The sequence below is a fragment of the Pandoraea sputorum genome (genome assembly GCF_000814845.2).
Lineage (GTDB): Bacteria > Pseudomonadota > Gammaproteobacteria > Burkholderiales > Burkholderiaceae > Pandoraea > Pandoraea sputorum.
Genome location: NZ_CP010431.2, coordinates 2,368,380 through 2,391,447 on the forward strand (window position 1 = coordinate 2,368,380; position 23,068 = coordinate 2,391,447).

Consider the following 23,068-nt stretch of genomic DNA (forward strand, 5'->3'; position numbering starts at 1 on the left):
TCATCGCGCGACTTATCCTGCAATTCATGTACTTCATCAAACGTCTGTTTGTTCTGTTGATCGTCGCGGCACTGGCGGCCGGCGGCGCTTTCTATTATTGGGCACAAGCGCCGCTGCAATTGGGCAAGCCGACACTGGACGTCACGATCAAGCCTTACAGCTCGGTGCGCAGCGTCGCCACGCAGTTGCGCACGGGCGGCGTGCCGGTGCATCCGCTGCTGTTCAATCTGCTCGCCCGCGTGATGGACGTGGGCACCAAGCTCAAGTCGGGCAACTACGAGTTCGCGACCGGCATCACGCCCATGGAAGTCATGGACAAGCTCGCGCGTGGCGACGTCAATCAGTACGTGGTGACGATCATCGAGGGCTGGACCTTCAAGAAGATGCGTTCCGAGATCGATGCCAACCCGGCGTTGCGTCACGACACGGCCGGGCTGCCCGACGCCGACCTGATGCAACTCGTGGGCGCAGATCGCGCGGAAGCGGAGGGCATGTTCTTCCCCGACACGTACCTTTTTCCGAAAGGCACCAGCGATATCGATATTTACAAGCGTGCTTATCGCCTGATGCAGAAACGTCTGGACGAAGCATGGGCGTCGCGCGCACCGGGCTTGCCGTACGCCACGCCGTACGAGGCACTTATCATGGCTTCCCTCGTCGAGAAGGAGACGGGGCAGGCTGTGGAGCGCGGGCAAGTCGCCGCAGTGTTCGTCAACCGGCTGCGCAAACGCATGCTGCTGCAGACCGACCCGACGGTGATCTACGGCATGGGCGATCTGTACACGGGACGTCTGCGCAAGCGCGATCTGCAAACGGATACGCCGTACAACACGTACACGCGCGCCGGTCTGCCGCCGACGCCGATTGCGCTGCCGGGAGTGGCGTCTCTGGCGGCGTCGCTCAACCCTGCGCCGACCGACGCTCTGTATTTCGTGGCGCGCGGTGACGGCACGAGTCACTTCTCGACCAATCTTCAGGAGCACAATCGCGCCGTGGACAAATATCAGCGAGGTGAGCAATGACGCATTCCCCGGACGCACCGGCCGTGGTGCCGGGCAAGTTCGTGACATTCGAGGGCATCGACGGCGCGGGCAAGAGTACGCACGTCAACGCCTTTGTCGACGCACTGCGTCAGGGCCTGGCCACCGTTGGCCGTGACGTCGTGGCGACGCGCGAGCCGGGGGGGACGCCGCTCGGCGAAGCGCTGCGCAAGCTCGTGCTCGACGAGCCGATGGATATCGAAACCGAGGCGCTCCTGATGTTTGCGGGTCGCCGCGAACATCTGGTGAAGGTGATCGAGCCCGCGCTTGCACGCGGAGACTGGGTCGTCTCCGATCGTTTTACCGATGCGACGTTTGCGTATCAGGGCGGCGGGCGTGGCCTGTCGCGCGACAAGCTGTCGATTCTCGAACGCTGGGTGCAGGGTACGCGCCAGCCCGATCTGACGATTCTGTTCGACCTCGATCCGGCAATTGCCGCCGCACGACTGGCCGGTGCCCGCGCGCCCGACAAGTTCGAACGGGAGTCGGCCGCGTTTTTCACCCGGGTGCGCGAGGAGTATCTGCGTCGTGCCGGGGAATCGGGCGGGCGCATGGTGCTGATCGACGCAGCGCAGAGCATCGACGCCATTGCCGAACAACTCGCTGACGTATTCGCACGGCTGGGATTGCCGGGGCACTAAGCCACATTAGGCAACATTGAGCGTTTGGGGGAAGGGATGGACTTCATCCGGTTTTTCCCGACGCGCGCATAATTCGGATATCCACGTCGATGGCTGACGTTGAGCACATCACGATTTCCCGCGGTCTCCCATAGACACGGGCCTCGGTCGACGCGCCAATGCAGCACCGAAACATCTGCAACATCCGGCCAAGGAGCCCACATGCTGTATCCGTGGCAGTCAGAGGACTGGACACGCCTTAACGACCTGCGCACCCAGATGCCGCACGCCCTGCTATTGCAGGCGGTGCCGGGCATTGGCGAGGTGGCGCTGGCGCGGACGTTCGCGCAGGGTTTGCTGTGCGAATCGCCGCGTGACGATCATCTTCCGTGCGGTACTTGCGGCGCATGCCAATGGTTCGCGAGCGGCAATCACCCGGACTTTCGCGTAATTTGCCCCGAAGCGCTGGCGGACACGCTCCCCGGCGCAGACGCGCGGGCAGAGACCGACGGTGACAAGAAGACGAAAACGCCGAGCAAGGAAATCAAGATCGAGCAGGTGCGCGAGGTCATCGACTTCGCGAGCCTTGGCTCGCATCGTCAGGGGCGTCGTGTCGTGTTGCTGTACCCGGCCGAGTCGCTCAACGTGCACGCGGCGAACGCCTTGCTCAAAACGCTGGAAGAGCCGCCCGAAGGCGTCGTGTTCCTGCTGGTGACGACGCAACCCGACCGCTTGCTGCCGACGATTCTGTCGCGCTGTCGTCGACTGGTGCTCACGCGTCCCGACGACGCGCAGGCCACGCAATGGCTGATGGGCGAGGCTGGCCTAAATGCAACCACCGCCGCGGCCGTGCTTGCAGAAGCAGGCGGTGCCCCGCTGGCCGCGCGCGCGCTGGCCGAGCCCGATGAGCGTGGCTGGCGCGACTGGCTGCTGGGGCAGCTCGCGCAAGGCGGTGCTATCGACGCTTTCGCCTGCGCCGAGCAACTGCACAAGGGCAGCTTGCCGGGCATTCTTGAGACGTTGCAACGCTGGTGTTTCGATGTGCTCGCCGAGCGCATGGCCGGTGCCGTCCGTTTCTTTCCGGCGCAGGCACAGGCGTTGCGCCGCTGCGGCGACGCGACCGACGACGTCCGTCTGCTTGGCTTCCTGCGCGAACTGGCGCAACAGCGTCAGGTGCAGAATCACCCGCTCAATACGCGCGTGCTGCTCGAAGCGCTTTTCCTGAAATACAAACAGTTGTTCGGCGGGCCCGCATCGCTTTGATGCGGATCACCGGCAACCGATCGCACATCATGTTCATCGATTCGCACTGTCATATCAATTTCCCTGAGTTGGCCGAGCAGATGCCGGACTTGCTCGCTCGTATGCGCGAGAACAAGGTCAGCCATGCGCTGTGTGTCTCCGTCGACCTGCCGACGTTGCCGCAGGTGCTGGAGATCGCGGCGCAGCACGAGAATGTCTACGCCTCCGTAGGCGTGCATCCCGACTATGAGGACACACCCGAGCCGAGCGTCGAGGATCTCGTGCGTCTCGCGGCCACACCGAAGGTCGTCGCCATCGGGGAGACCGGCCTCGACTACTACCGGCTCGAAGGCCGCAGCATCGAAGACATGGAATGGCAGCGCGAGCGCTTTCGGACGCACATCCGCGCCGCACGCGCGACAGGCAAGCCGCTGATCATTCATACCCGCTCGGCCGCAGACGATACGCTGCGCCTGATGCGCGAAGAGGAGGCTGGCGAGCCAGCAGGGGTGATGCATTGTTTTACCGAGAGCTGGGATGTCGCGAAGGGCGCGCTCGATCAGAACTTCTACATCTCGTTCTCGGGCATCGTCACATTCAAGAGCGCGCGCGATTTGCAGGACGTTGCGCGTCGCGTGCCGCTCGAACGCATGCTGATCGAAACGGATTCGCCCTATCTCGCGCCGGTGCCATATCGCGGTAAGCTCAATCAGCCGGGCTATGTGCGCCATGTGGCGGAATTCATCGCGGATTTGCGCGGCGAGCCGTTGCAGAAGATTGCCGAGGCGACAAGCGAGAACTTCTTCCGCCTCTTTGCCACGGCGAAGCATTGAACTCGCATCGCGCGTAGCTTTCGAACCGACGTTTTTCGTCGACGCTTTTGCCGACGCTTTTAATCGAACTTCCCGGACGACCGACAGGAGCCCCCGATGCGTAAATTTTCAGTGATCCACGTCTTCACGCTGCTGAGCGTGTTGTGGTTGACGGCGTGTGCTACGGCCGCGACCTCCAATACGTCATTGGTCAAAGCGGTGGTGTTCGACGACACCAAGGCCGTGCAACAGGCACTTAAGGCCGGTGTCGATCCGAACACGCGCGACGAGAAGGGCGATCCGTTGCTGGTGATTGCAATGCGCGAGAAGTCCGTTGGCGTCGCCAAATTACTCATTGAAGACAAGCGTACCGATCTGGATGCCACGAATCGCGCGGGCGAGAACGCCATGATGATCGCGTCGCTGCAGGGCCTCACGCCGATGGTGAAGCTCCTGATCGACAAGGACGCCGAAGTCAACAAGAAGGGCTGGGCACCGCTGCACTACGCGGCGACGAACGGTCATGACGACATCGTGCAAATGCTGCTCGACGCGTCGGCCTACGTCGATGCGGAATCGCCGAACGGCACGACGCCGCTCATGATGGCCGCACGCGGCGGCCACATCAGCACGTGCAAGGTGTTGCTCGACGGTGGGGCGGACGTTCGTCTCGCGAACCAATTGAAGATGACGGCCATCGACTTTGCGAAGCAGGCCAATCAGAAGGAAATTGCAGACGGTCTGAGCAAGCGTCTGGCGCAATTGCCGCCGCTTCCTGCACCGGCCCGATAAGGCTCGATAAGGCCCTGAGCGTTGGTCTGTTTTGGCTTCCGACGCCGGGGTTACAGGCGGTACAGGAGCAGGGGTTAAGGCGTTAAGGGGCTAAGGGGCTAAGGCGTCTTGCGCGGCGCACCATGCCTGCCAGCGCCGGCCAGAAACGCGCGAGCGCCGGCGACGCCTTCCGAGAAGACGACCTCGTGTCCGGCAGCCCCTTCCTGACGCAGCGCAGCGTCCAGCGGCAGATCCCACTGTGCGTAGGCCGCCCGGCGGTCGGCGCGCAGTGCGCCTTGTGGTAACTCGGCGATCTGATGCGCCAACGCAAGTGCGCCCTGACACGCCATGCCTTCCGGCACCAGCCGGTTCACCAGCCCGATCTCGAACGCCTCCTGCGCGCCCACCGCACGGCCTGTCAGAATCATGTCGAGCGCCCGACTCATACCGATCAGGCGCGGCAGGCGGACCGTTCCCCCATCGATCAGCGGCACCCCGAAGCGTCGGCAGAAGACGCCGAACGTAGCGGAGTCGTCCGCGACACGCAGGTCGCACCATAGCGCCAGTTCCAGTCCACCCGCCACGGCATGACCGGTGACGGCCGCAATGACCGGCTTGTCCAGATGACGTCGCGTAAGGCCCATCGGTCCGTCGCCACTGCCGTCGGGCGTCACGTCGTTGCGGCGCTCGGGATCGTCGAAGGCGGAAAGATCCGCACCGGCGCAGAACGACGCCCCCTTGCCGCAAAGCACCGCGACGCGCGCGTTCTCGTCCTGTTCGAAGGCGAGCAGCGCGTCACGCAACGCCGCCGCCATGTGGCGGTCGACGGCGTTGCGACGGGTTGGACGAGCAAGCGTGATGAGCGTCACCGGCCCGTCGGTCTCGACTTCGACGCACGGGGTGTCGGCAGGGTCAGAGGTGTGGCTCCGTTGGCGCATGGCATGGCTCCTGAGGGCGTCGTCCACGGCCGTCCTGCGCAGTCGTCGGACCGAAGCTGTCGGACCGAAAGTATCGGACCGGCGCAGGACCGGCAGTCAGGCCGCGGCGGGTTGGGCGCAGCGCAACAAGGCGGGTGTCGCGGTCGTCGGCGCGCGCAGATCGGTAATGAAGCGGTCGCGCCACGTCGAGAGGTTGTGCTCGCGCAAGGTACTCATCATGCTCTCGTGACGCGACTGGCGCTCGGACAGCGACATGTTCAGCGCCGAGCGCAGGGCTTCGGCCATACCGTCGATGTCATAGGGATTCACGATCAGTGCGCCGTCGAGTTCCTGCGCCGCCCCTGCAAAACACGACAGTACCAGCACGCCGGGGTCGGCCGGATCCTGCGAGGCGACGTATTCCTTGGCGACGAGGTTCATGCCGTCACGCAACGGTGTGACGTATCCCACCTGCGACGCGCGGAAGAACGACATCAGCACTTCGTGATCGTAGCGCTTGTTGATGTAGCGCAGCGGTGCCCACGCCAGGTCCGAGAATCGACCGTTGATATGACCGGACAGCGTTTCGAGCTGACGCCTGATTTCGCCATAACCCGCCACGTCGGAGCGGCTTGGTGGCGCAACCTGAACAAAGCTCACCGTGCCTTGCTGGTTTGGCCATAGCTCCAGCAGTCGTTCGAACGCGCGAAAGCGTTCCAGCATCCCCTTCGAATAATCCAGTCGGTCCACGCTCATGATGAGCTTGCGCTCCTGCAATCCTTGCTTCAGATCGAGGATGTGCTTGACGGTCGCGCGGGCAGTCGCCTGTTTCTGAATCTCGTCCGGATACACGCCGATCGGATACACACCCGTGCGCAAAGTGCGGCCATAGGCGGTGACCGTGCTGTCGCTGTTGAGCGTGGCCCCGGCGTGGCGGACCAGATAGTCGGTGAAGGCGGTGCGGTCCGTCTCGGTCTGGAAGCCGACCAGATCGTATTCGCACATCGCACGCACGAGCGCTTCATGCGGTGGCACCGTCATCAGGACTTGCGGCGACGGGAACGGAATGTGAAGGAAGAATCCCAGCCGTTGGCGCAGACCGATCTGGCGGCACGCCTGTGCGAAGGGCAGCAGGTGATAGTCGTGCACCCAGATGAGATCGTCGTCTTTGAGCAGTGGGGCGAGCAGCGCGGCGAAGCGTGCGTTGACGTGACGATAACCGTTGTAATCGTCGCGTTGATACCGTGTGAGGTCGTCGCGGTAGTGAAACGTCGGCCACAGGGTCGCATTGGAGAAGCCGCGGTAGTACGTGTTGTAGTCGCGGCGGGTGAGTGGCACGGTGGCGAAGGTGACGTTGTTGCGATGCGCGATCTCGGGGGCGGTGGCGGGCTGCGCATCGATCTCGCCGTTCCAGCCGAACCACATGCCCCCGGTGTCCTTGAGCGCATCGAACACGCCGATGGCAAGGCCGCCGGCAGTAGGTTTGCCCTCGGTCATGGGGGCAACCCGGTTCGATACGATGACTAAGCGACTCATACGTCTGTCTCCTGTGAGCGTTGAGGCGGGGCCGGCGAGGTGTCGCCGTGCAGCGTGAGCAGCCAGGCGGTGAGCGCCTCCGGCGAAGGCAGCCGGTAATGCGCACAGGTCTCTCCGTCCCCGATCTTGATCGTGATGCCACCCAGCGCATTCACGTCGGCAAAACCGGCCTCGTCGGTGAGGTCGTCACCGGCAAAGAACGGCGTTCGACCCGCAAACGGGGCCTCGTTCAGAAGTGTCGAAATGGCGCGGCCCTTGCTGACATTGCGCGGGCGCAGTTCGAAGACCAGCTTGCCTGGCTGTAGCGAGAACCTGTCGGTGTGCAGATCGGCCAGTGCGCGCATGGTGTCGCGCGCCACACCTGCCAGTTCGGGGGCGCCGCGATAGTGCAACGCGAGCGCACAACCCTTGTTCTCAAGCAACAGCCCCGGATGCTGCGCGACCAGCGCTTGCAGCGGTGCGGCCATGGCGGCGATGCTTTCGGTGTCGGCGGCGTGGCCGTCAGCGCGCGCGAGCCTGCCGTCCGCATGACGAATCTCAGCGCCATGCAGACCGGCGGCCGGTACGTGCAGTGGGGCGAGCAGGCCGTCGATGTCGTCGATGGCGCGACCCGACACGACGGCGACTGCGCCGTTCGCGCGCTCGAGCAGGCGAGCAAGCACACGGGCGGTGTCGCGCGGCAGTTTGACCGCGTCCGGACGCGCCGCCAGCGGGGCCAGCGTGCCATCCAGATCGAAAAAGAATGCCACCGTGGCAATGCTGACGGCGCGCTGATCGGGTGGATGAGCGGCGAACGCAGTCGCAGACATCGCTGATGGCGGGGCCGTTGGCGTCACGCTCGTGACGGGCGGGGAAGACGTTGTGGGTTGCATGGCTCTCCGTCGCTGTCGTGCCGCAGGTCGAGAGGTCGTTCCAGGGCCAGCAGGAGGGCTAGGGATTGGGCAGACGAGACGTGACGTGCGGCGGGATTGAAGGGCGGGAGCGCGGATATCCGCGCGGGATGTATTCATCCTAACCGCTCAAAAAGCGACCAGGCGTCGTCCGATGTATGAAATTCCTGTCAGATGACACCTACGCGGGGCGCGGTAGACGTTAGACAGCACCCTCAAGACGAAGAAAGGCAAGTAGGTATTGAATATGAGAATCGTTTGCAATAACATTCGTTAATTGCCGCATAGTGCTCCATCCGGGGATTGCGGCACGGCACACCTGCCACGCACGCGCCACCACCGGCGCACGGACGTGCGTTGGACGACAACAATGATGAAAAGACTGTGGTTTCAACTGCACTGGTTCTTCGGCATTACGGCCGGTCTGGTGCTGGCGGTGGTTGGCCTGACCGGCGCACTGCTTTCCTATTACGAAGAACTCACCCGTGCATTCAGTCCGGGTGTCATGACCGTGGCGGAGCGCGACACGGCACCTTTGCCGGTGCCCGACCTGGTCGCGCGCGTGCATGAGGCCGTCCCCGATCGCCGCATTTTGTTGATGACGGTCATGCGCAATCCCGAGGACGCGGTTGGTGTGCGGCTCTCTATCGGTGACGGCACACGCGGCGAGACCTATTTCGTCGACCCGTACACCGGACAGATGCTGGGCCGCTCGCAGGCCGACGTCGTTTTCCGCTTCATCATGGACATCCACCGTTTCCTGACGGTGGACGGCATCGGCAAGCAGATCACGGGCGCGGCAACGCTGCTGCTGTTCCTGCTCGCGGCGAGCGGTTTGTACCTGCGCTGGCCGCGCCGGATCGGCAACTGGCGCGCATGGTTTCACATCGATTTCAAGAAGCAGGGACGCCCGTTCCTGTGGAATCTCCACGCTGTGATCGGCACGGTCGTGCTGGTGCCGTATCTCGTGTCGGCGACGACGGGCCTGTATTGGTCGTACGACTGGTGGCGCGGCATGCTCTTCTCGATGGCTGGCGTTGAACAGCCGGTACGCAACAAGCAGCCCGAGAAGCCGAAGATGGCGAAGCAGGGTGATGCGAATACCAAGGGCGAGCGCAAGAAGGCGCTGCCCGATCTGGCGTCGACCTCTGCAGACGACATGAGCACCGTGTGGGACAGCTTCGTCGCGCGCGTGCCCGATTACACGAAGGTCTATCTGCGCCCGTCGCAAAAGGCAGGTGGGCCGCTGCAGATGACGTGGCTCGACAAGTCTGTGCCGCATGAGCGTGCGTTCAGTCGCATGGATATCGAGCCGGCGTCCGGCACGATTCGCAACGAGGAGCGTTACGCGCAGAAGACGACCGGCGGCCAGTTGATGACGAGCATCTACGCGCTGCACCGTGGCAGTTTCTTCGGGCCCGTGGGCATCGTCGTCATGATGCTGTCGAGTCTGATGATGCCGGTGTTCTTCGTCACGGGCTGGATGCTCTATCTCGACCGGCGCAAGAAGAAGCGTGCGTTGGCGGCGGCGCGCCCGGCGCAGGGTGCCGATGGTGCGAAGGGTGCGAAGGGCACGAATGGCGTGACGGCACCGTCGAGCGGTGGTTCGTTCGCCGACGAAGGGGTGCTGATCGGATACGCAAGCCAGAGCGGCGTGGCCGAGGGGCTTGCCTGGCAGACGGCCGGTATGTTGCAGGGGGCGGGCGTGCCCGCACAGATTCAGCCGCTCGCGCGCATCGGACAGGCGCAGCTCGGCGCGGCCAAACGCGCGTTGTTCATCGTCAGCACGTTCGGTGACGGCGAGCCACCCGACAGCGCACGTCGTTTCTCCCAACAACTGATGAATCAGGCGCTGGCGCTGCCCAAGCTGCGCTTTGCCATGCTCTCGCTGGGCGATAGTCATTACGACACCTTCTGCGGTTTCGGCCGCAAGCTCGACGGCTGGCTGCGGGCGCAGGGCGGTGTGGCGGCATTCGAGCCGATCGAAGTCGACCGTGGCGATCCGGGCGCCTGGGCAAGCTGGCAGGAACGTCTGGGCGAATGGCTCGGTCGTCCGCTGGTTGCCACGAAGGCCGACGACGGTCCGCGCTTCGCGCCTTGGGCGCTTGCCGAGCGCGAAGTGCTCAATCCGGGCAGCACCGGTTTGCCTGCCTATCATCTCGCGTTCACGCCGCCGCAAGGCGCGCAGTGGGTCGCGGGCGACTTGGTCGAGGTGCTGCCGCGCCATACGGCCGCGCGCATCGACGCGTTCCTCGCGGGCAGCGTGTGGGCGTCGGATGTGCGCGTGAGCGTGGCCGGTCGCGAGGCGTTGCTGGGGGAGGTGTTGCGTGAGCGCGTGCTGCCGGACGCTGCACCGCCTGCTGGCGTCGACTTGCAGGATTGGCTCGAACGTCTGGCACCGTTGCCCGAGCGGGAGTATTCGATTGCATCGACGCAGGACGAGGGCAAGCTGATGCTGCTCGTGCGCCAGACGCGCAATCCCGATGGCTCGCTGGGCTTGGGCTCGGGCTGGCTGACGCACGGCATGGCGCTGGGCGATAGCGTATTGATGCGCGTGCGTTCGAATCCCGGCTTCCACGGTCCGGCTGACGCAAAGGGCATGATCTTGATTGGTAACGGCACCGGGCTGGCCGGGCTGCGCGCCCATCTCTCGGCGCGCATCGCAAAGGGGCAGGTTCGCAACTGGCTGATCTTCGGCGAGCGGCAGGCGAGTCACGATGCTTTCCACGACGCGACGTTGCGCGAGTGGCAGGTGCAAGGCGGTATCGCTCGTCTGGATCGGGTCTATTCGCGTGATCAGGCTGAGCGGATCTACGTGCAGGATCACGTCCGCCAGTCGGCGCAAGAGATTGCGAAATGGGTGGCCGATGGTGCGTCGATTTACGTCTGCGGCAGTCTTGCGGGCATGGCCCCTGCGGTCGATGCGGCATTGGCCGAGGCCATCGGCGCAAATGCTCTGCTGGACCTCTCGGCACAGGGACGCTACCGCCGCGACATCTATTAGGCGTGTACCGGTGGTGTGCTAACGTAATGACAGGGCTCGATAGTTATCGGGCCCTTTTTCAATCGAACACCATCGAACGCCATCGAACACCATCGAACGTACTGGCGACGGCAGGAGGCGCAATGACGACAACGTGGCAAATCGTGGTGCACGGGCTGGTGCAGGGCGTGGGGTACCGCGCCGCGTGCGTGGTCGAGGCGCGCAGGCTCGGTCTGGTGGGATGGGTGCGAAATCGTCGCGACGGTACGGTGGAGGCCATCGCACAAGGCGAGGCTGCGCAGTTGCTGGCGCTGTGCGAATGGATGCGTGAGGGGCCGCGAGGGGCGCAGGTGTCGTCGTGTGACGTCGACAAGGCGTGGGTAGCAGAGTCGCCGCTCAAAGGTTTCGAGCAGCGCGCCAGCATCTGAGGTCTCAGCGCGCTTGTCGCATTTGCCTCCCCCGCCGCAAGCCCGCCAAACGGACGGCGGGCAGGGCGGGGCGGTGCAGCAGAGGTATCAGGCGGCGAGCGCCAGCGCGCCCGGTGCGCCGGTCGACGCCGTGCCACTCGTGCTGTGTGTCTGCGCGTGGCTGGCTTCGTGCGACGACAGTCGGAACAGCGCCACCGACTCGCGTAGGCGGGCGGCCTGCGTTTCGAGCGCAGCCGCCGCGGCCGAGGCTTCTTCGACGAGCGCCGCGTTCTGCTGCGTCATCTCGTCCATCTGCGTGACAGCCATGTTGACCTGCTCGATGCCGCTCGACTGCTCCACGCTGGCCGCGGAGATCTCGCCCATGATGTCGGTTACACGTTTGACGGACTGCACGACCTCCGCCATCGTCGAACCGGCGCGCTCGACCAGACGCGTCCCGACCTCGACACGATTGCCCGACGCTTCGATCAATCCTTTGATCTCCTTGGCGGCCGACGCGCTGCGCTGCGCCAGCGTGCGCACTTCGCCTGCGACCACGGCAAAGCCGCGGCCCTGTTCGCCCGCACGTGCCGCTTCGACGGCCGCGTTCAGCGCCAGGATGTTCGTCTGGAAGGCGATGCCGTCGATGACCGTGAGAATGTCCGAGACTTTTTGCGAGGCTTCGGCGATATCGCGCATCGTCGTCACGACTTCCTGAACGACGTCGCCACCGCGCGAAGCGGTTTCCGAGGCCGTCACGGCCAACTGGCTGGCCGCGCGAGCGTTCTCGGCGTTCTGTTTCACAACGGCCGTCAGTTCTTCCATGCTCGCGGCCGTTTGCTCCAGCGACGATGCCTGCGATTCCGTGCGGCGAGACAGATCGGCATTGCCATCGGCGATCTCACGGGCGCTGCCGTGAATGGCTTCCGTGCTCTCGCGCACCGTGCCCACCGTGCTGGCCAGCCCATCGCGCATGCGGCCGAGCGCGCCGAAGAGCTGGCCCATCTCGTTGCGCGTGCGTTGCTCGATGCGCTGGCTCAGATCGCCGGCGGCCATCCGCTCGAAGTACGCAATGACCTCGCGAATCGGGCGCAGGACGGCGCGCGCCAGCATGGCGCGGCCCCAGAGGGCAAGCAGTAGCGCGATGACGAGCGTGGCGCCCATGGCGATGCGCATGACGTTGTATCGCTGCTGAGCGGCGTCGTAGCGCGCCTTCTGACGCGCCACCTGAATGTCCTGAAGCTCGCGCATGAGCGTATCGACACCGTTGTATGCGGCCGGGGCGACGCGTGCCTGAATCTGATGGAAGCCTGCGACATCGCCTTGCTTGAGCGCGTTGAGCGCGGGCGTGATTACCTTATCGAAAAAGGCCTTGCGCTTTTCGTCGGCCGCCTTGGCCAACTCCGCTTCGTGCGCATCTTCTTTGGGACGTTTCAGATAATCGTTCCAGAGGGCGTCGGAAGTGGCGATGTACTGGGTGCCTCGTTTGAGGACTTTGTCCGATTCTTCGGGATTGGCCCCGAGGCTGACGTACGACGCATAGGTCGCCATCGACAGGCGGGTCCGGAGGATTTGCTCGCCGGTTCCCTTGAGTTCGGCCAGGGCGGGGGTGTCTTCCGTGGCCATCTTGCTCAGGGAGTCGTTGCTGGAGCCGAGCGCCCAGAGGCCCAGCACGCTGGCGAGGACGAGAAGTGCACCAAGCAAACCTAGGACCAGTGTCAGGCTGGCCCGAATCGTAATGTTCTTATACATATTGATCGATGGATTGAATGCCCAGGCCGCGCCAGGAGATCGCGGGCCTCCCCGTCCATCGGTGAGTGCAAGACAGGGCATAGGGATTATCGGCATATGAGAAGCAGAACTTGAGCCATTCGGGCTCGGGGGAATCCGAAAGTGCGCCTGCGCGGGAAAAAGTTCGGAATTTGCGCAGTCGCAAGCGTCACGCAAACGGCCAGACTTAAAGGCTGTTTCACTTTCTTCAGTACGCCGAAGCGCGTGAATCGTGATGCGGCGTCAATGACGCGATGAATCCCGACAAATTCAAGTTCCGAAACAGAAATGATGAAAGTCACGCCAATCCCGCAAGCCCGAATTCGGGGACGTATGCATCGGAGGGCGACAGCCTGCCGGAAGGATTTGTAAGGAATGCTGCCGAACACGTTACGGCAGACGCCGGCACGTTTCGCATGGCGCTGGTGCACGAGTTGCGTGCACCGCTCCAGGTGTTGCAGGGGCATCTCGATGCGCTGTGGGACGACGCCGGGGAGGTCGCTGGCGCGATACACGCATCCGCGCCGCGCGAGCGGCTGGGCAACATGCGGAGCATGCTCGATGTGCTCGCCGGGGCCGTCGACGATGTCCTGTACCTCGGGCAGGACGACGTTGCACGGTTGCCGCTGCGGGAGGCGGTGTTCGAGGTGCGCCGGAGCCTCGATGCCGAAGTCGATGCCTTTGCCGATTTGGCGCGTCGCAAAGGACTCGATCTGACGTGTGAGATCGAGGATGCGGTGCCTGTCTTTTTGTGGGGCGACGGCGCGCGACTGCGGCAGATCTTGCGCACGCTGATCGATAACGCGTTGAAGTACACGGTGGTCGGTGGCGTCGCGGTGCGGGTCTCGTGGGCGTGCGGGCTGGTGCGTTCGGATGCGGCGGACGCTGCCGATCTGCCTGATGGCGGCGACACCATTCGCGCCCCGCATCTGTCCATTCGCGTTACCGACACGGGGCCGGGCATTCCGGCCGGGATGGAAAACGCGGTGTTTGCCGCGTTTTCCCGTGCGCAAACGTCGGTGAAAGGCACAGGGCTTGGGCTTTGGGTCGCCCGGCAGTGGGCGTGGCGTCTGCGCGGCACGCTTCATGCCGAGCCGTGCGCGTCCGGTGCGCGATTCCGGTTGTCGGTGCCATTCGCTTTGCCGGGAGGTGGTGCGACGGCGCAGGCCATGGATGACACGCCTGCCGAGGCGAGTGCAACGTTGCCTGGGGGACCGGCGCGCAGGCCCGAGCGAGAGGTCGTCGAAGTGGCCGTGCGCCCCGGATTGCAGGCACTTGTCGTGGACGACCATGTGATGAATCGCAGGATTCTGGCCGATCAGTTGGCGTCGCTCGGATGCCACGTCGCCAGTGCGGCGGACCTTACGGACGCGCTCGTGCAATGGATTGCGCTCGACGTCGATGTCGTGCTGACCGACGTGCACCTCGACGGCGTGAGCGGTCTGGCGCTCGCAAAGACGCTGCATGCGCTCGCCCCGATGCTGGGCCGTCGGGAGCCGGTCGTGTACGCGGTGACAGGTTCGGTGGTGGAGGCGCGCGCTGCCCGTGAGGCCGGACTGGACGGTGTGCTGACCAAGCCGGTTTCGCGTGAGCGGTTATCGCAAACGCTGGCGGTGCGCTGGCCCGCGTTGGATGAAGACGATGACGACCTCGCCCGCGATGTGACCTGCAGTGTCGGGGGCGATGCAACGTCGGAGGTGGCTCCGTCGCTCAGCCAGGAAAAAAGCTTGCCGAAATCGCGGTCGGCACTAAGGGATGACCCCTACGCGCGACGCATGATGCGAGATGAAATGGCGAAGGATCTGGCGCGCTTTCGTCGTCTTCTGGCAAGACGTCGTCGCGAAGACCTGGAAGTCGCTCAGGGCCTCATTCATCGCATGCGAGGCGCGTGCCGCATGTTCGGCGATCCGGCGTTGACCGAGCGATGCGACCGGCTCGCCAAGCGGTTGGCGAACTGCCGGTGCACCGCGCAGGGTTTAGACGACGGATGAGCGCAAAGGTACCGAAAGCGTCAGATGTAGCGCCACACGGCGAGGTAATGACATACGGTGCCGCCGATGGCGAACAGGTGCCAAACGAGATGCCCGAACTTGATGTGTCCGTCGAGCGAATAGAAGATCGCCCCGATGGTGTAGGCGGCGCCACCGGCATACAGCCATCCTGCGCCGGGGCCGGGAATGGCGGCCAGCACCGGCCCGGCGACCAGCACGGCCATCCAGCCTAGCCCGATGTAGAGCAGCGTCGAGACGAGCGGGCGGTCGAGCAGTCCGAGTGACTTGGCGACGAGTCCCGCGATCGCCATCGCCCAGACGCCGGTGAGCAGGGGCCAGCCCCACGGATCGTGCAGGATCTTGACGGTGAAGGGCGTGTAAGTACCGGCAATGAAGAGAAAGATGGCGCAATGGTCGACGCGCATGAACACCCGCTTCGCCCGGCCGTCCGGCAACCCGTGGTACAGCGCCGATGCCAGATAGACCACGACCATCGTGACGGCGAACACGCCGATGCCGATCTGCTGCACAGTGCTCGGCATCGGTGGGCGTACGGCGGTGAAGAGAAACGGGATCGCTGCGAGCGCGGCCAGACAGGCGAGGCCGTGGCTGAGGCTGTTGGCGAGTTCTTCGCTGCGGGTCTGCGCGCGGGCGATGGCCCTCGTCCTCGCCGTCGGTGTAGCCGTGGTCATGCCGTCCTCATCGGAGAGTCGTCAGTGGTGTCTTTGCGATGCCTTCAGTGATGCGTCTCGTGCCATTTGCGAACGGCAGCCATCGTGTTCTGGACGTGCTTGTCCGGATCCATGCTGACGTAGCTGTAGATCACCTTGCCGTCGGGGGCGATGACGTAGGAGATGCGATTGGCGATGTCCGGTTTGAGGGCGAGTACGGCGTCGTACGCCTTCATGATCTTCTGATCGGTGTCGGCCGCCACGGCAAACTTGCTGCGGCACTCGGACACGGAGAACTTGTTGAGCGTGTCGATGTTGTCGTGCGAAACGCCAATCACCGTCGCGCCCATCTCCTTGAACTTGTCGGTCGCTTCGGCGAAGTCATGCGCTTCGATCGTGCATCCGGTGGTGAACGCGGCGGGATAGAAATACAGCACGACGGGGCCCTGTTTGAGCGCGTCCGCGAGCGAGAACGTGAAGACTTTGCCGCCGAGCGAGGCCTGCGCCTTGAAGTCGGGCGCCGATGCGCCGTTCTGCAATGCCGCATGGGCGGGGATCATGCACCAGGCCGTGACACCGACAATCGCGGCAGCGGCGGTCATTCCTAACCAACGTTTCATGCAAGGCTCCCGAAGTGGATGCTTAAGGATAGAGGCTTGCGGGGGCGCTGTCCAACGTGCTCCGCGTCGTTTATCAGGACGAGCGAAGGCTGCCTGATGTTTAACGGAAGCCAGACAAGCGGCAGACGAACGACCGACAGTCTACGGTCGGTTTCGTGACATGAATCTGTCAGCACTGCGTCATGAATTGCCGGAAGACGCGTTGCCGTGCGCACCGGCCTGTCCGCTGCCGATCGGCAACACCGTGGTCGACTTGATCTGCGAGAGCGCAATCATCGAGTTCACTTCCTGCACCATCGGCAGTTGTGAGAGCCGCTCGAAGAAGAAGCGTTCGTAGGCGTCGACATCACGCGTGACGATGCGAAGCAGAAAGTCGACGTTGCCCATCAGCACGTGGCATTCCAGAACTTCGGGAAAGTCCTGAATCGCCTTGGAGAATTCGGGCAGCGCGTTGCGGTTGTGTCCCGCGAGTTTCACGTGGGCAAACAGCATGACGTTCAGCCCGACCTTCTTGCGGTCGACCAGCGCGACACGCCGCTCGATCACGCCTTCGGCATCGAGCCGGTCGATGCGTCGCCAGCATTGCGACTGCGACAGGCCGATGCGCTCGCCGATCTGCGCGGCGGAAAGTGACGCGTCTTCCTGCAGAATTGCGAGGATTTTTTCATCGAATTCGTCAATTTGCATGATTTATTCCTCGGTAAATGTAAATTTGAATGAATCATGTGAAACTGAGTGGTTTTTGTCAACGATACGCGAAGCATTTACCGCTCAGACCCCGTAAACTTCAAACCTCAGTGATATTCGCCGCAGCAATCCTCTCCCGTTCGACTGAATCAGCAGGAAAACACGTACCCATGAAACTCGATTTGACTTTGCCCGCTGCCGAAACCGCGACCGGTGCCGTCGCCCAGCCCGTTGCTCCGCTGTCTGCCAAAGGCGCAGACCTGATTGCGCGCACGCTGGTCGACATTGGCATCGATACGGTGTTCTGCTACCCGGGCGGAGCCAACCTCGAAATGCTCGATGCGCTCTCGCGCGTATCGATCACGCTGGTGCGTACCGAGCATGAGCAGGGCTCCGTCTTTGGGGCGCAAGGCTATGCGCGCGCAACCGGCAAGTTGGGTGTCTGCCTGGCGACGTCCGGCCCGGGCGCGACCAATCTTGTGACGGGCATCGCCGATGCTGCGAGCGATTCGGTGCCGATCCTGGCCATCACCGGCAACGTCGCCACGCACTGGCTGGGCAAGAACGCCTTCCAGGAAGTCGATATCGTCGCCATCACCAAGCCCGTTACGAAGCTCGCGCGTCAGGTGCGCGAAGCGCGCGACATCCCGGCGGCCCTGCGCGAAGCGGCGGCGTGCGCGCTGGCCGGACGTCCCGGTCCGGTCTTGCTCGATTTTCCGAAGGACATTCAGCAGGCGCGTCCCGAACAGCCGACAGACAAGCGCTTTACGTCTGCCGTGCCTGCGGGCATGAGCGACGAGACGGCACAACGCATTGCCGCGTTGCTCGCGCAGAGTGAGCGGCCGGTGCTCTACGCCGGTGGCGGAGTGATCGCGTCGGGGACGAGCGCACAACTGGTCGCGTTGGCCGAAGCGCTCGACTGCCCGGTCGCGCTCACGATGATGGGACTGGGGGCGGTGCCCGACGACCATCGTTTGTTGCTCGGTCCGCTGGGCATGCACGGTGCGTATGCGGCGAACGTCGCGGTCAACGAAGCCGATCTCGTGCTGGCGCTCGGCGTGCGCTTCGACGACCGGGTGATCGGCGATCCGGCGTCGTTCGCGCGTCACGCGAAGATCGTCCACATCGACGTGGATGCTGCCGAGATCGGCAAGAACAAGCCGGTGACGCTGGGAGTGCACGCGGATCTGCGCGATGCGTTCGCTGGTCTGCTGGCGCACGCCAAACGGCGCGAGGTGCCCGCCTGGCATAAGTATCTTCGCGAGCGTCGCGAAGCCCATCCGCTGCGTGCACCGCAGATGGCAGGCGAGGCGAGTGCAGGCAAGGACGGCAGTGTGCTGACCGGGGTGGACGTCATCGCGGCGCTGGCGGCGATGCTCCCGCCCGAAGCGGTAGTCACGACGGGTGTGGGGCAGCATCAGATGTGGGCCATGCAGCACCTGCGTTTGCGCGAGCCGCGTACGTTCCTGTCGAGCGCTGGATTTGGCACGATGGGCTTCGGGTTGCCCGCGGCCATCGGCGCCAAGGTCGCGTTGCCGAACGTGCCGGTGATCGATATCGACGGCGACGGCAGCCTGAACATGTCCGTCAACGAGCTGTCGACGTGCCGTCGTTACGGCCTCGGCGTCAAGGTGCTGGTCATCAACAACCAGTGGCTGGGCATGGTCCGGCAGTGGCAGGACATGATCTATGCGCGCAACCGGGTGGCGTCGTCGCTGGTCGACCCGAACGCGCCCGATGGCGCAGACGACGGCCGTCCGTACCCGGATTTCGTGACGATTGCGGCGGGGTACGGTGTGGCGGGTGCCCGTGTCACCCGCGCCGAGGATTTGCCCGCTGCACTGGAGCGCATGCTCGAAGACCCGAGTGAGCCGTATCTGCTCGATGTGCTCGTGGCGCGTGAAGACGACGTCTACCCGATGATCCCTGCCGGTAAAACCTACCGTGATGTGGTTTTCGGTCCGGGGCAAGCCGCCGGACCGATTGCGGCGGGCGCATTCTGAATTTTCTGCGCAACCGGCAGGACGACCGGGAGGGCGGTAGGCCCTGCGGCACAGGCGTTTTCATGACGTGAGAATTCGGTCGTACGTCGCGAGATCGCAACGAGAAAACCCGCTTTGGCGGGTTTTTTTCGTTTCAAGGGCGCCGAGGAGTATCATTGCGCTCTTTCTGGAATCCTCGCCAAGGAAATTACTATGTTGACGAAGCGCCTGGTGCTGGCCGCCGCTTGTTTTCTGACGACCTTTGCCGCGCTGCCGACAGCGCAGGCCGCCGATCCGACCTACACCGTAGGTGCAGGCGGCACGTATCGTCCGTTCGAGTTCGAAACGCCGCAAAAGGAACTGGTGGGCTTCGATATCGACATCATCAAGGCGATCGGCAAGGCGGGCGGTTTCAACACCAAGCTGGTCAGCACCCCGTGGGAAGGCATCTTCGCCACGCTCGATCAGGGCGACCGCGACATCATCATTTCCGGCATCACCATTACGGACAAGCGTCGTGAAATGGTCGACTTCTCGGCCCCGTACTTCCCGGCCGATCAGGTCATCATCACCTCGCCGGGCGCGAAGGTCGCCGGTCTGGCCGATCTGAAGAAGCTGCAAGTCGGTGTGGTCAATTCGAGCACGGGCGATATCGCCGTCTCGGAAGAGCTGGGCAAGGCCAGCACCGCTATCCGTCGCTTCGACAACACGCCGCTCATGCTCGAAGAGCTGTATCGCGGTGGCGTGGACGCCGCAGTGGGCGACGTCGGCGTGATCAAGTTCTACATCAAGAGCCATCCGGAAAAGCCGTTCAAGCTCGTCTACGACAGCAAGTTCAAGCGCCAGTACTTCGGTATCGCCGTGAAGAAGGGCAACAAGGTCGCGCTCGACAAGATCAATACCGGTCTGAAAAAGATCGTGGCAGACGGCACCTACGCCAAGATCTACAAGCAGTGGTTCGACGCCGACGTGCCGACCCTGCCGCAACAATAAGTCATTCGCAACGCGTATAAGATTCGCGCCACGCGCGCCAGAGATTCTGGCCACTCGCGGCCCGTGAGCTGATCGTCAACTACCGACGTCAACCCCCGGGCCGCGAGCGTTTTTCCGCCGGTCGGACCGGTTCGTTTCATTTTGTGAGAAAGGTGCTTCATGGGTGGGTTCCAGTGGAACATCATCAGCGAATACATGCCCCTGTTCGTCGAGGGCACGCTGATGACGCTCAAGTGCACGGTGATCTGTGTGATCGCCGGCACGTTACTTGGGCTCGTGCTGGGCGTTGGCCGTCTGGCCGAAGCGCGTCACGGCTTCTATAAGTATTTCCTGCGCTACGCGGTGCAGTTCCCCGTGCGCTTCTACGTCAGTTTCTTTCGCGGCACGCCGCTGTTCGTGCAGATCCTGCTGATCCACTTCGCGTTGATGCCGTTGCTGATCAATCCGTCGGGCGGCTTGCTCGTGAGCGGCGATTTCGCCCGCGAAATCCGTTCGCAGTACGGTGCGTTCATGTCGGCCGTGCTGGCGATCTCGCTGAACGCCGGTGCCTACGTGTCGGAAATCTTCCGTGCCGGTATTCAGTCGATCGACCGTGGCCAGGCCGAAGCGGCCCGTTCGCTCGGCATGACTTACATGCAGACGCTGCGTAAGGTGGTGCTGCCGCAGGCGTTTCGCCGCATGCTGCCGCCGCTGGGCAACAACGCCATTGCCATCGTGAAGGACTCGTCGCTCGCATCGGCCATCGGTCTGGCCGAACTGGCGTACGCTGCACGCACGGTGTCGGGGGCCTACGCGCGCTACTGGGAGCCGTATCTGACGATTTCGCTCATCTATTGGGTGATCACGCTGGTGCTGTCGGCATTTGTTCAACATCTGGAAACGAGGTACGGCAAAGGTGATCGTCGTCAATAACCTGCAAAAGCAGTACGGCGAGGCGCACGTACTGCGCGGCATTTCGTGCCGCATCGAAGAAAAGGAAGTGGTGTGCGTGATCGGGCCGTCGGGCTCGGGCAAGAGCACCTTCCTGCGCTGCCTGAATGGTCTGGAAGACGTGAGCGGTGGCGAAGTCCTCGTCAACGGCTTTCACGTGGAAGATCCAAAGACGGACATGAATGCCATGCGCGCCAGCGTTGGCATGGTGTTCCAGCGCTTCAACCTGTTCCCGCACATGTCGGTGCTGGAGAACCTGATTCTCGCGCCGATGCAGGTGAATGGCATCAAGCGTGACGAGGCGGTGACTATCGCCGAACAGTTGCTCATGAAGGTGGGCCTGATCGAGAAGATCGACGCGTTCCCGAATCAGCTCTCCGGCGGTCAGCAGCAGCGCGTGGCGATTGCCCGCGCACTCGCCATGCAACCGACGGTCATGCTGTTCGACGAGCCGACCTCGGCGCTCGACCCGGAGCTGGTGGGCGAAGTGCTGGAAGTCATGAAGTCGCTCGCCGAAGAAGGGATGACGATGGTCGTCGTGACGCACGAAATGGGTTTCGCTCGTGAAGTCGCCGACCGCGTGTTCTTCATCGACCAGGGCGTGATCATGGAAGAAGGACAGCCCGAACAGATATTCACGGCGCCGAAGCACGAGCGCACGCGCGAATTCTTGCGCAAAGTCCTGTAATTCTCACGATTGCGGTGCGCACAGAGGTATATCCGCGCGTCGCATCTGATTACAATGCGAGGGTACGCGCGCTGAGTGACCGGGGTGACTTAAGGCCCCGGCGCGTCGCAGGCACCCTGAGCGCCCAGCCAGGTTTTTTTACAGGGCAGTGACCTTTGTCCGGGCCTGCCCCGCAATCGCAGATTGCACTCCGATTTCACGAGGTAGTCATGAGCCAGCAAATCGCTGTGACCCGCCAGACGTTCGACGACGTGATGGTGCCCAATTACGCTCCTGCCCAGATGGTGCCCGTGCGCGGCGAAGGCTCGCGCATGTGGGATCAGGAAGGTCGCGAGTATGTCGACTTCACCGGCGGGATCGCGGTCAACGCGCTTGGCCATGCCAATCCGGAACTGGTGAAGGTGATCGAAGAGCAGGCCCGCAAGGTCTGGCACATCGGTAACGGTTATACCAACGAGCCGGTGCTGCGCCTGGCCACGGCGCTCACGCAAGCGACGTTCGCCGACAAGGCGTTCTTCTGCAATTCGGGTCTCGAAGCGAACGAAGCCGCCCTCAAGCTGGCGCGCCGCTATGCCTACGACCACGCCGCCGAGCGTGGCGGCAAGGAAAAGAGCGAGATCATCTCGTTCTACAACTCGTTCCACGGCCGTTCGCTGTTCACCGTGAGCGTGGGCGGTCAGGCCAAGTACACCGAAGGTTTCGGTCCGATCCCGGCCGGCATCATGCATCTGCCGTACAACGATCTGGAAACCGTCCGCGCGACGATTTCGGACGCCACGGCCGCTGTCATCGTCGAACCGGTGCAAGGTGAGGGAGGTGTGTTGCCCGCCGATCCGGAATTCCTGAAGGGGCTGCGCGAGCTGTGCGATCAGCACGGTGCGCTGCTGATTTTCGACGAAGTGCAGACGGGCGTCGGTCGTACCGGCACGCTGTATGCCTACGAACAATACGGCGTGACGCCGGACATCCTGACCACCGCCAAGGCGCTGGGCAACGGTTATCCGATCGGCGGCATTCTCACGACGAGCAAGATTGCTGCGAGTTTCTCGCCGGGCACGCACGGCTGCACGTACGGTGGCAACCCGCTCGCGACGGCCATCGCCGGTCGCGTGCTGGAACTGATCAACACGGCCGAGACGCTGAACGGTGTGAAGGCGCGTCACGATCATTTCGTCAAGGGCATCGAAGCGATCAACGCGCGTCACGGCGTGTTCGATCAGGTACGCGGCATGGGCCTGCTGATTGGCGCCGTGCTCAAGCCGGCGTTCGCCGGTCGTGCCAAGGACATCGTCGTCGAATCGGAGAAGAACGGTCTGATGCTGCTGGTGGCGGGCGGCGATGTGGTGCGCTTCGCGCCGTCGCTGAACATTCCTTTCGCCGACATCGACGCCGGTCTCGCCTCGCTGGAGAAGGCGGTCGCAACGGTGGCTGCCACGGCGAAGGCCGCTTAAACGCGCTGCGAACGAAACGAGACCTGCGCCGATGCACAGGACTTCGGGCCGGACCGACGGATAACGT

20 protein-coding genes are annotated in these 23,068 nt (G+C 63.5%); 13 read left to right on the forward strand and 7 right to left on the reverse strand.

The features are described from left to right. The first annotated feature begins 26 nt into the window (after positions 1–26). The 5 genes from mltG to NA29_RS10515 all read left to right on the forward strand — a co-directional run bounded on the left by mltG (position 27) and on the right by NA29_RS10515 (position 4,506). A complete protein-coding gene (gene mltG, locus NA29_RS10495) occupies positions 27–1,022 on the forward strand; it encodes an endolytic transglycosylase MltG (RefSeq protein ID WP_039398012.1) in 996 nt (331 codons plus the stop codon). Between the two features lie 23 nt (positions 1,023–1,045). Beyond that, the gene (tmk, locus tag NA29_RS10500; RefSeq protein ID WP_039403023.1) at positions 1,046–1,681 is read left to right on the forward strand and encodes a dTMP kinase; all 636 of its coding nucleotides are present in this window, start codon (positions 1,046–1,048) and stop codon (positions 1,679–1,681) included. 201 nt (positions 1,682–1,882) lie between these two features. Then, positions 1,883–2,923 carry a DNA polymerase III subunit delta' gene (gene holB / locus NA29_RS10505; protein WP_039398014.1) on the forward strand — a complete coding sequence of 347 codons (1,041 nt, stop codon included), beginning with the start codon at positions 1,883–1,885 and terminating at the stop codon, positions 2,921–2,923. Positions 2,924–2,952: 29 nt separating this feature from the next. Next, positions 2,953–3,735 carry a TatD family hydrolase gene (locus NA29_RS10510; protein ID WP_039403024.1) on the forward strand — a complete coding sequence of 261 codons (783 nt, stop codon included), beginning with the start codon at positions 2,953–2,955 and terminating at the stop codon, positions 3,733–3,735. Between the two features lie 96 nt (positions 3,736–3,831). Beyond that, complete coding sequence (locus NA29_RS10515; RefSeq protein ID WP_039398016.1) at positions 3,832–4,506, forward strand: ankyrin repeat domain-containing protein; 675 nt, start codon at positions 3,832–3,834, stop codon at positions 4,504–4,506. A gap of 98 nt (positions 4,507–4,604) precedes the next feature. Here the strand turns inward: NA29_RS10515 and NA29_RS10520 are convergent, their stop codons facing one another. From NA29_RS10520 to otsB, 3 genes are all read right to left on the reverse strand, one after another. Further along, entirely contained in the window at positions 4,605–5,423 is an 819-nt protein-coding gene (locus NA29_RS10520; RefSeq protein WP_052252814.1) for a crotonase/enoyl-CoA hydratase family protein, read from the reverse strand. Positions 5,424–5,519: 96 nt separating this feature from the next. Beyond that, positions 5,520–6,938 (reverse strand): alpha,alpha-trehalose-phosphate synthase (UDP-forming), encoded by a 1,419-nt coding sequence (gene otsA / locus NA29_RS10525; RefSeq protein WP_052252815.1) that lies wholly within the window; start codon positions 6,936–6,938, stop codon positions 5,520–5,522. Continuing rightward, entirely contained in the window at positions 6,935–7,747 is an 813-nt protein-coding gene (otsB, locus tag NA29_RS10530) for a trehalose-phosphatase (protein WP_052252816.1), read from the reverse strand. The genes otsA and otsB overlap by 4 nt, the downstream gene beginning before the upstream one ends. Before the next feature lie 451 nt (positions 7,748–8,198). Here otsB and NA29_RS10535 point away from each other — a divergent pair, with 451 nt between their 5' ends. Further along, positions 8,199–10,832 (forward strand): PepSY domain-containing protein, encoded by a 2,634-nt coding sequence (locus NA29_RS10535; protein WP_039398019.1) that lies wholly within the window; start codon positions 8,199–8,201, stop codon positions 10,830–10,832. 122 nt (positions 10,833–10,954) lie between these two features. Continuing rightward, positions 10,955–11,239, forward strand: a complete 285-nt coding sequence (locus NA29_RS10540; RefSeq protein ID WP_039398021.1) for an acylphosphatase — start codon at positions 10,955–10,957, stop codon at positions 11,237–11,239. An 87-nt stretch (positions 11,240–11,326) separates the two neighbouring features. Here the strand turns inward: NA29_RS10540 and NA29_RS26485 are convergent, their stop codons facing one another. Continuing rightward, positions 11,327–12,970, reverse strand: coding sequence for a methyl-accepting chemotaxis protein (locus tag NA29_RS26485; protein WP_072633250.1), 1,644 nt, complete (start codon positions 12,968–12,970; stop codon positions 11,327–11,329). Between the two features lie 434 nt (positions 12,971–13,404). Here NA29_RS26485 and NA29_RS10550 point away from each other — a divergent pair, with 434 nt between their 5' ends. Further along, complete coding sequence (locus NA29_RS10550) at positions 13,405–14,979, forward strand: ATP-binding response regulator (RefSeq protein ID WP_039398023.1); 1,575 nt, start codon at positions 13,405–13,407, stop codon at positions 14,977–14,979. Between the two features lie 20 nt (positions 14,980–14,999). On the opposite strand, the gene trhA is transcribed toward NA29_RS10550, so the two are convergent. The 3 genes from trhA to NA29_RS10565 all read right to left on the reverse strand — a co-directional run bounded on the left by trhA (position 15,000) and on the right by NA29_RS10565 (position 16,957). Next, the gene (gene trhA, locus NA29_RS10555; protein ID WP_052252817.1) at positions 15,000–15,671 is read right to left on the reverse strand and encodes a PAQR family membrane homeostasis protein TrhA; all 672 of its coding nucleotides are present in this window, start codon (positions 15,669–15,671) and stop codon (positions 15,000–15,002) included. 44 nt (positions 15,672–15,715) lie between these two features. Beyond that, a complete protein-coding gene (locus NA29_RS10560; protein WP_039398025.1) occupies positions 15,716–16,270 on the reverse strand; it encodes a peroxiredoxin in 555 nt (184 codons plus the stop codon). A gap of 180 nt (positions 16,271–16,450) precedes the next feature. Then, a complete protein-coding gene (locus NA29_RS10565; RefSeq protein ID WP_052252818.1) occupies positions 16,451–16,957 on the reverse strand; it encodes an Lrp/AsnC family transcriptional regulator in 507 nt (168 codons plus the stop codon). Positions 16,958–17,127: 170 nt separating this feature from the next. Between NA29_RS10565 and ilvB the strand changes: the two genes are divergently transcribed. The 5 genes from ilvB to NA29_RS10590 all read left to right on the forward strand — a co-directional run bounded on the left by ilvB (position 17,128) and on the right by NA29_RS10590 (position 23,001). After that, a complete protein-coding gene (gene ilvB, locus NA29_RS10570; protein WP_039398027.1) occupies positions 17,128–18,960 on the forward strand; it encodes a biosynthetic-type acetolactate synthase large subunit in 1,833 nt (610 codons plus the stop codon). Positions 18,961–19,152: 192 nt separating this feature from the next. Next, a complete protein-coding gene (locus NA29_RS10575) occupies positions 19,153–19,932 on the forward strand; it encodes a basic amino acid ABC transporter substrate-binding protein (protein WP_095178436.1) in 780 nt (259 codons plus the stop codon). A gap of 159 nt (positions 19,933–20,091) precedes the next feature. Beyond that, positions 20,092–20,844 carry an amino acid ABC transporter permease gene (locus tag NA29_RS10580; RefSeq protein WP_039398029.1) on the forward strand — a complete coding sequence of 251 codons (753 nt, stop codon included), beginning with the start codon at positions 20,092–20,094 and terminating at the stop codon, positions 20,842–20,844. Continuing rightward, positions 20,828–21,550 carry an amino acid ABC transporter ATP-binding protein gene (locus NA29_RS10585; RefSeq protein WP_039398031.1) on the forward strand — a complete coding sequence of 241 codons (723 nt, stop codon included), beginning with the start codon at positions 20,828–20,830 and terminating at the stop codon, positions 21,548–21,550. Before NA29_RS10580 ends, NA29_RS10585 begins: the two co-directional genes overlap by 17 nt. Positions 21,551–21,759: 209 nt before the next feature. Then, on the forward strand, positions 21,760–23,001 hold the full coding sequence (locus tag NA29_RS10590) for an aspartate aminotransferase family protein (RefSeq protein ID WP_039398033.1): 1,242 nt from the start codon (positions 21,760–21,762) through the stop codon (positions 22,999–23,001). Positions 23,002–23,068: the final 67 nt, after the last annotated feature.

Bases quoted from the DNA above. Each gene is read 5' to 3' on its own strand.
- NA29_RS10515 (WP_039398016.1), top strand. From the start codon at position 3,832: ATGCGTAAATTTTCAGTGATCCACGTCTTCACGCTGCTGAGCGTGTTG.
- otsB (WP_052252816.1), bottom strand. From the start codon at position 7,747: ATGTCTGCGACTGCGTTCGCCGCTCATCCACCCGATCAGCGCGCCGTC.
- NA29_RS10590 (WP_039398033.1), top strand. From the start codon at position 21,760: ATGAGCCAGCAAATCGCTGTGACCCGCCAGACGTTCGACGACGTGATG.
- holB (WP_039398014.1), top strand. From the start codon at position 1,883: ATGCTGTATCCGTGGCAGTCAGAGGACTGGACACGCCTTAACGACCTG.
- NA29_RS10520 (WP_052252814.1), bottom strand. From the start codon at position 5,423: ATGCGCCAACGGAGCCACACCTCTGACCCTGCCGACACCCCGTGCGTC.
- NA29_RS10575 (WP_095178436.1), top strand. From the start codon at position 19,153: ATGTTGACGAAGCGCCTGGTGCTGGCCGCCGCTTGTTTTCTGACGACC.
- NA29_RS10510 (WP_039403024.1), top strand. From the start codon at position 2,953: ATGTTCATCGATTCGCACTGTCATATCAATTTCCCTGAGTTGGCCGAG.
- NA29_RS10560 (WP_039398025.1), bottom strand. From the start codon at position 16,270: ATGAAACGTTGGTTAGGAATGACCGCCGCTGCCGCGATTGTCGGTGTC.
- trhA (WP_052252817.1), bottom strand. From the start codon at position 15,671: ATGACCACGGCTACACCGACGGCGAGGACGAGGGCCATCGCCCGCGCG.
- NA29_RS26485 (WP_072633250.1), bottom strand. From the start codon at position 12,970: ATGTATAAGAACATTACGATTCGGGCCAGCCTGACACTGGTCCTAGGT.
- otsA (WP_052252815.1), bottom strand. From the start codon at position 6,938: ATGAGTCGCTTAGTCATCGTATCGAACCGGGTTGCCCCCATGACCGAG.
- ilvB (WP_039398027.1), top strand. From the start codon at position 17,128: ATGAAACTCGATTTGACTTTGCCCGCTGCCGAAACCGCGACCGGTGCC.
- NA29_RS10550 (WP_039398023.1), top strand. From the start codon at position 13,405: ATGGCGCTGGTGCACGAGTTGCGTGCACCGCTCCAGGTGTTGCAGGGG.
- NA29_RS10540 (WP_039398021.1), top strand. From the start codon at position 10,955: ATGACGACAACGTGGCAAATCGTGGTGCACGGGCTGGTGCAGGGCGTG.
- NA29_RS10565 (WP_052252818.1), bottom strand. From the start codon at position 16,957: ATGCAAATTGACGAATTCGATGAAAAAATCCTCGCAATTCTGCAGGAA.
- NA29_RS10580 (WP_039398029.1), top strand. From the start codon at position 20,092: ATGGGTGGGTTCCAGTGGAACATCATCAGCGAATACATGCCCCTGTTC.
- NA29_RS10535 (WP_039398019.1), top strand. From the start codon at position 8,199: ATGATGAAAAGACTGTGGTTTCAACTGCACTGGTTCTTCGGCATTACG.
- mltG (WP_039398012.1), top strand. From the start codon at position 27: ATGTACTTCATCAAACGTCTGTTTGTTCTGTTGATCGTCGCGGCACTG.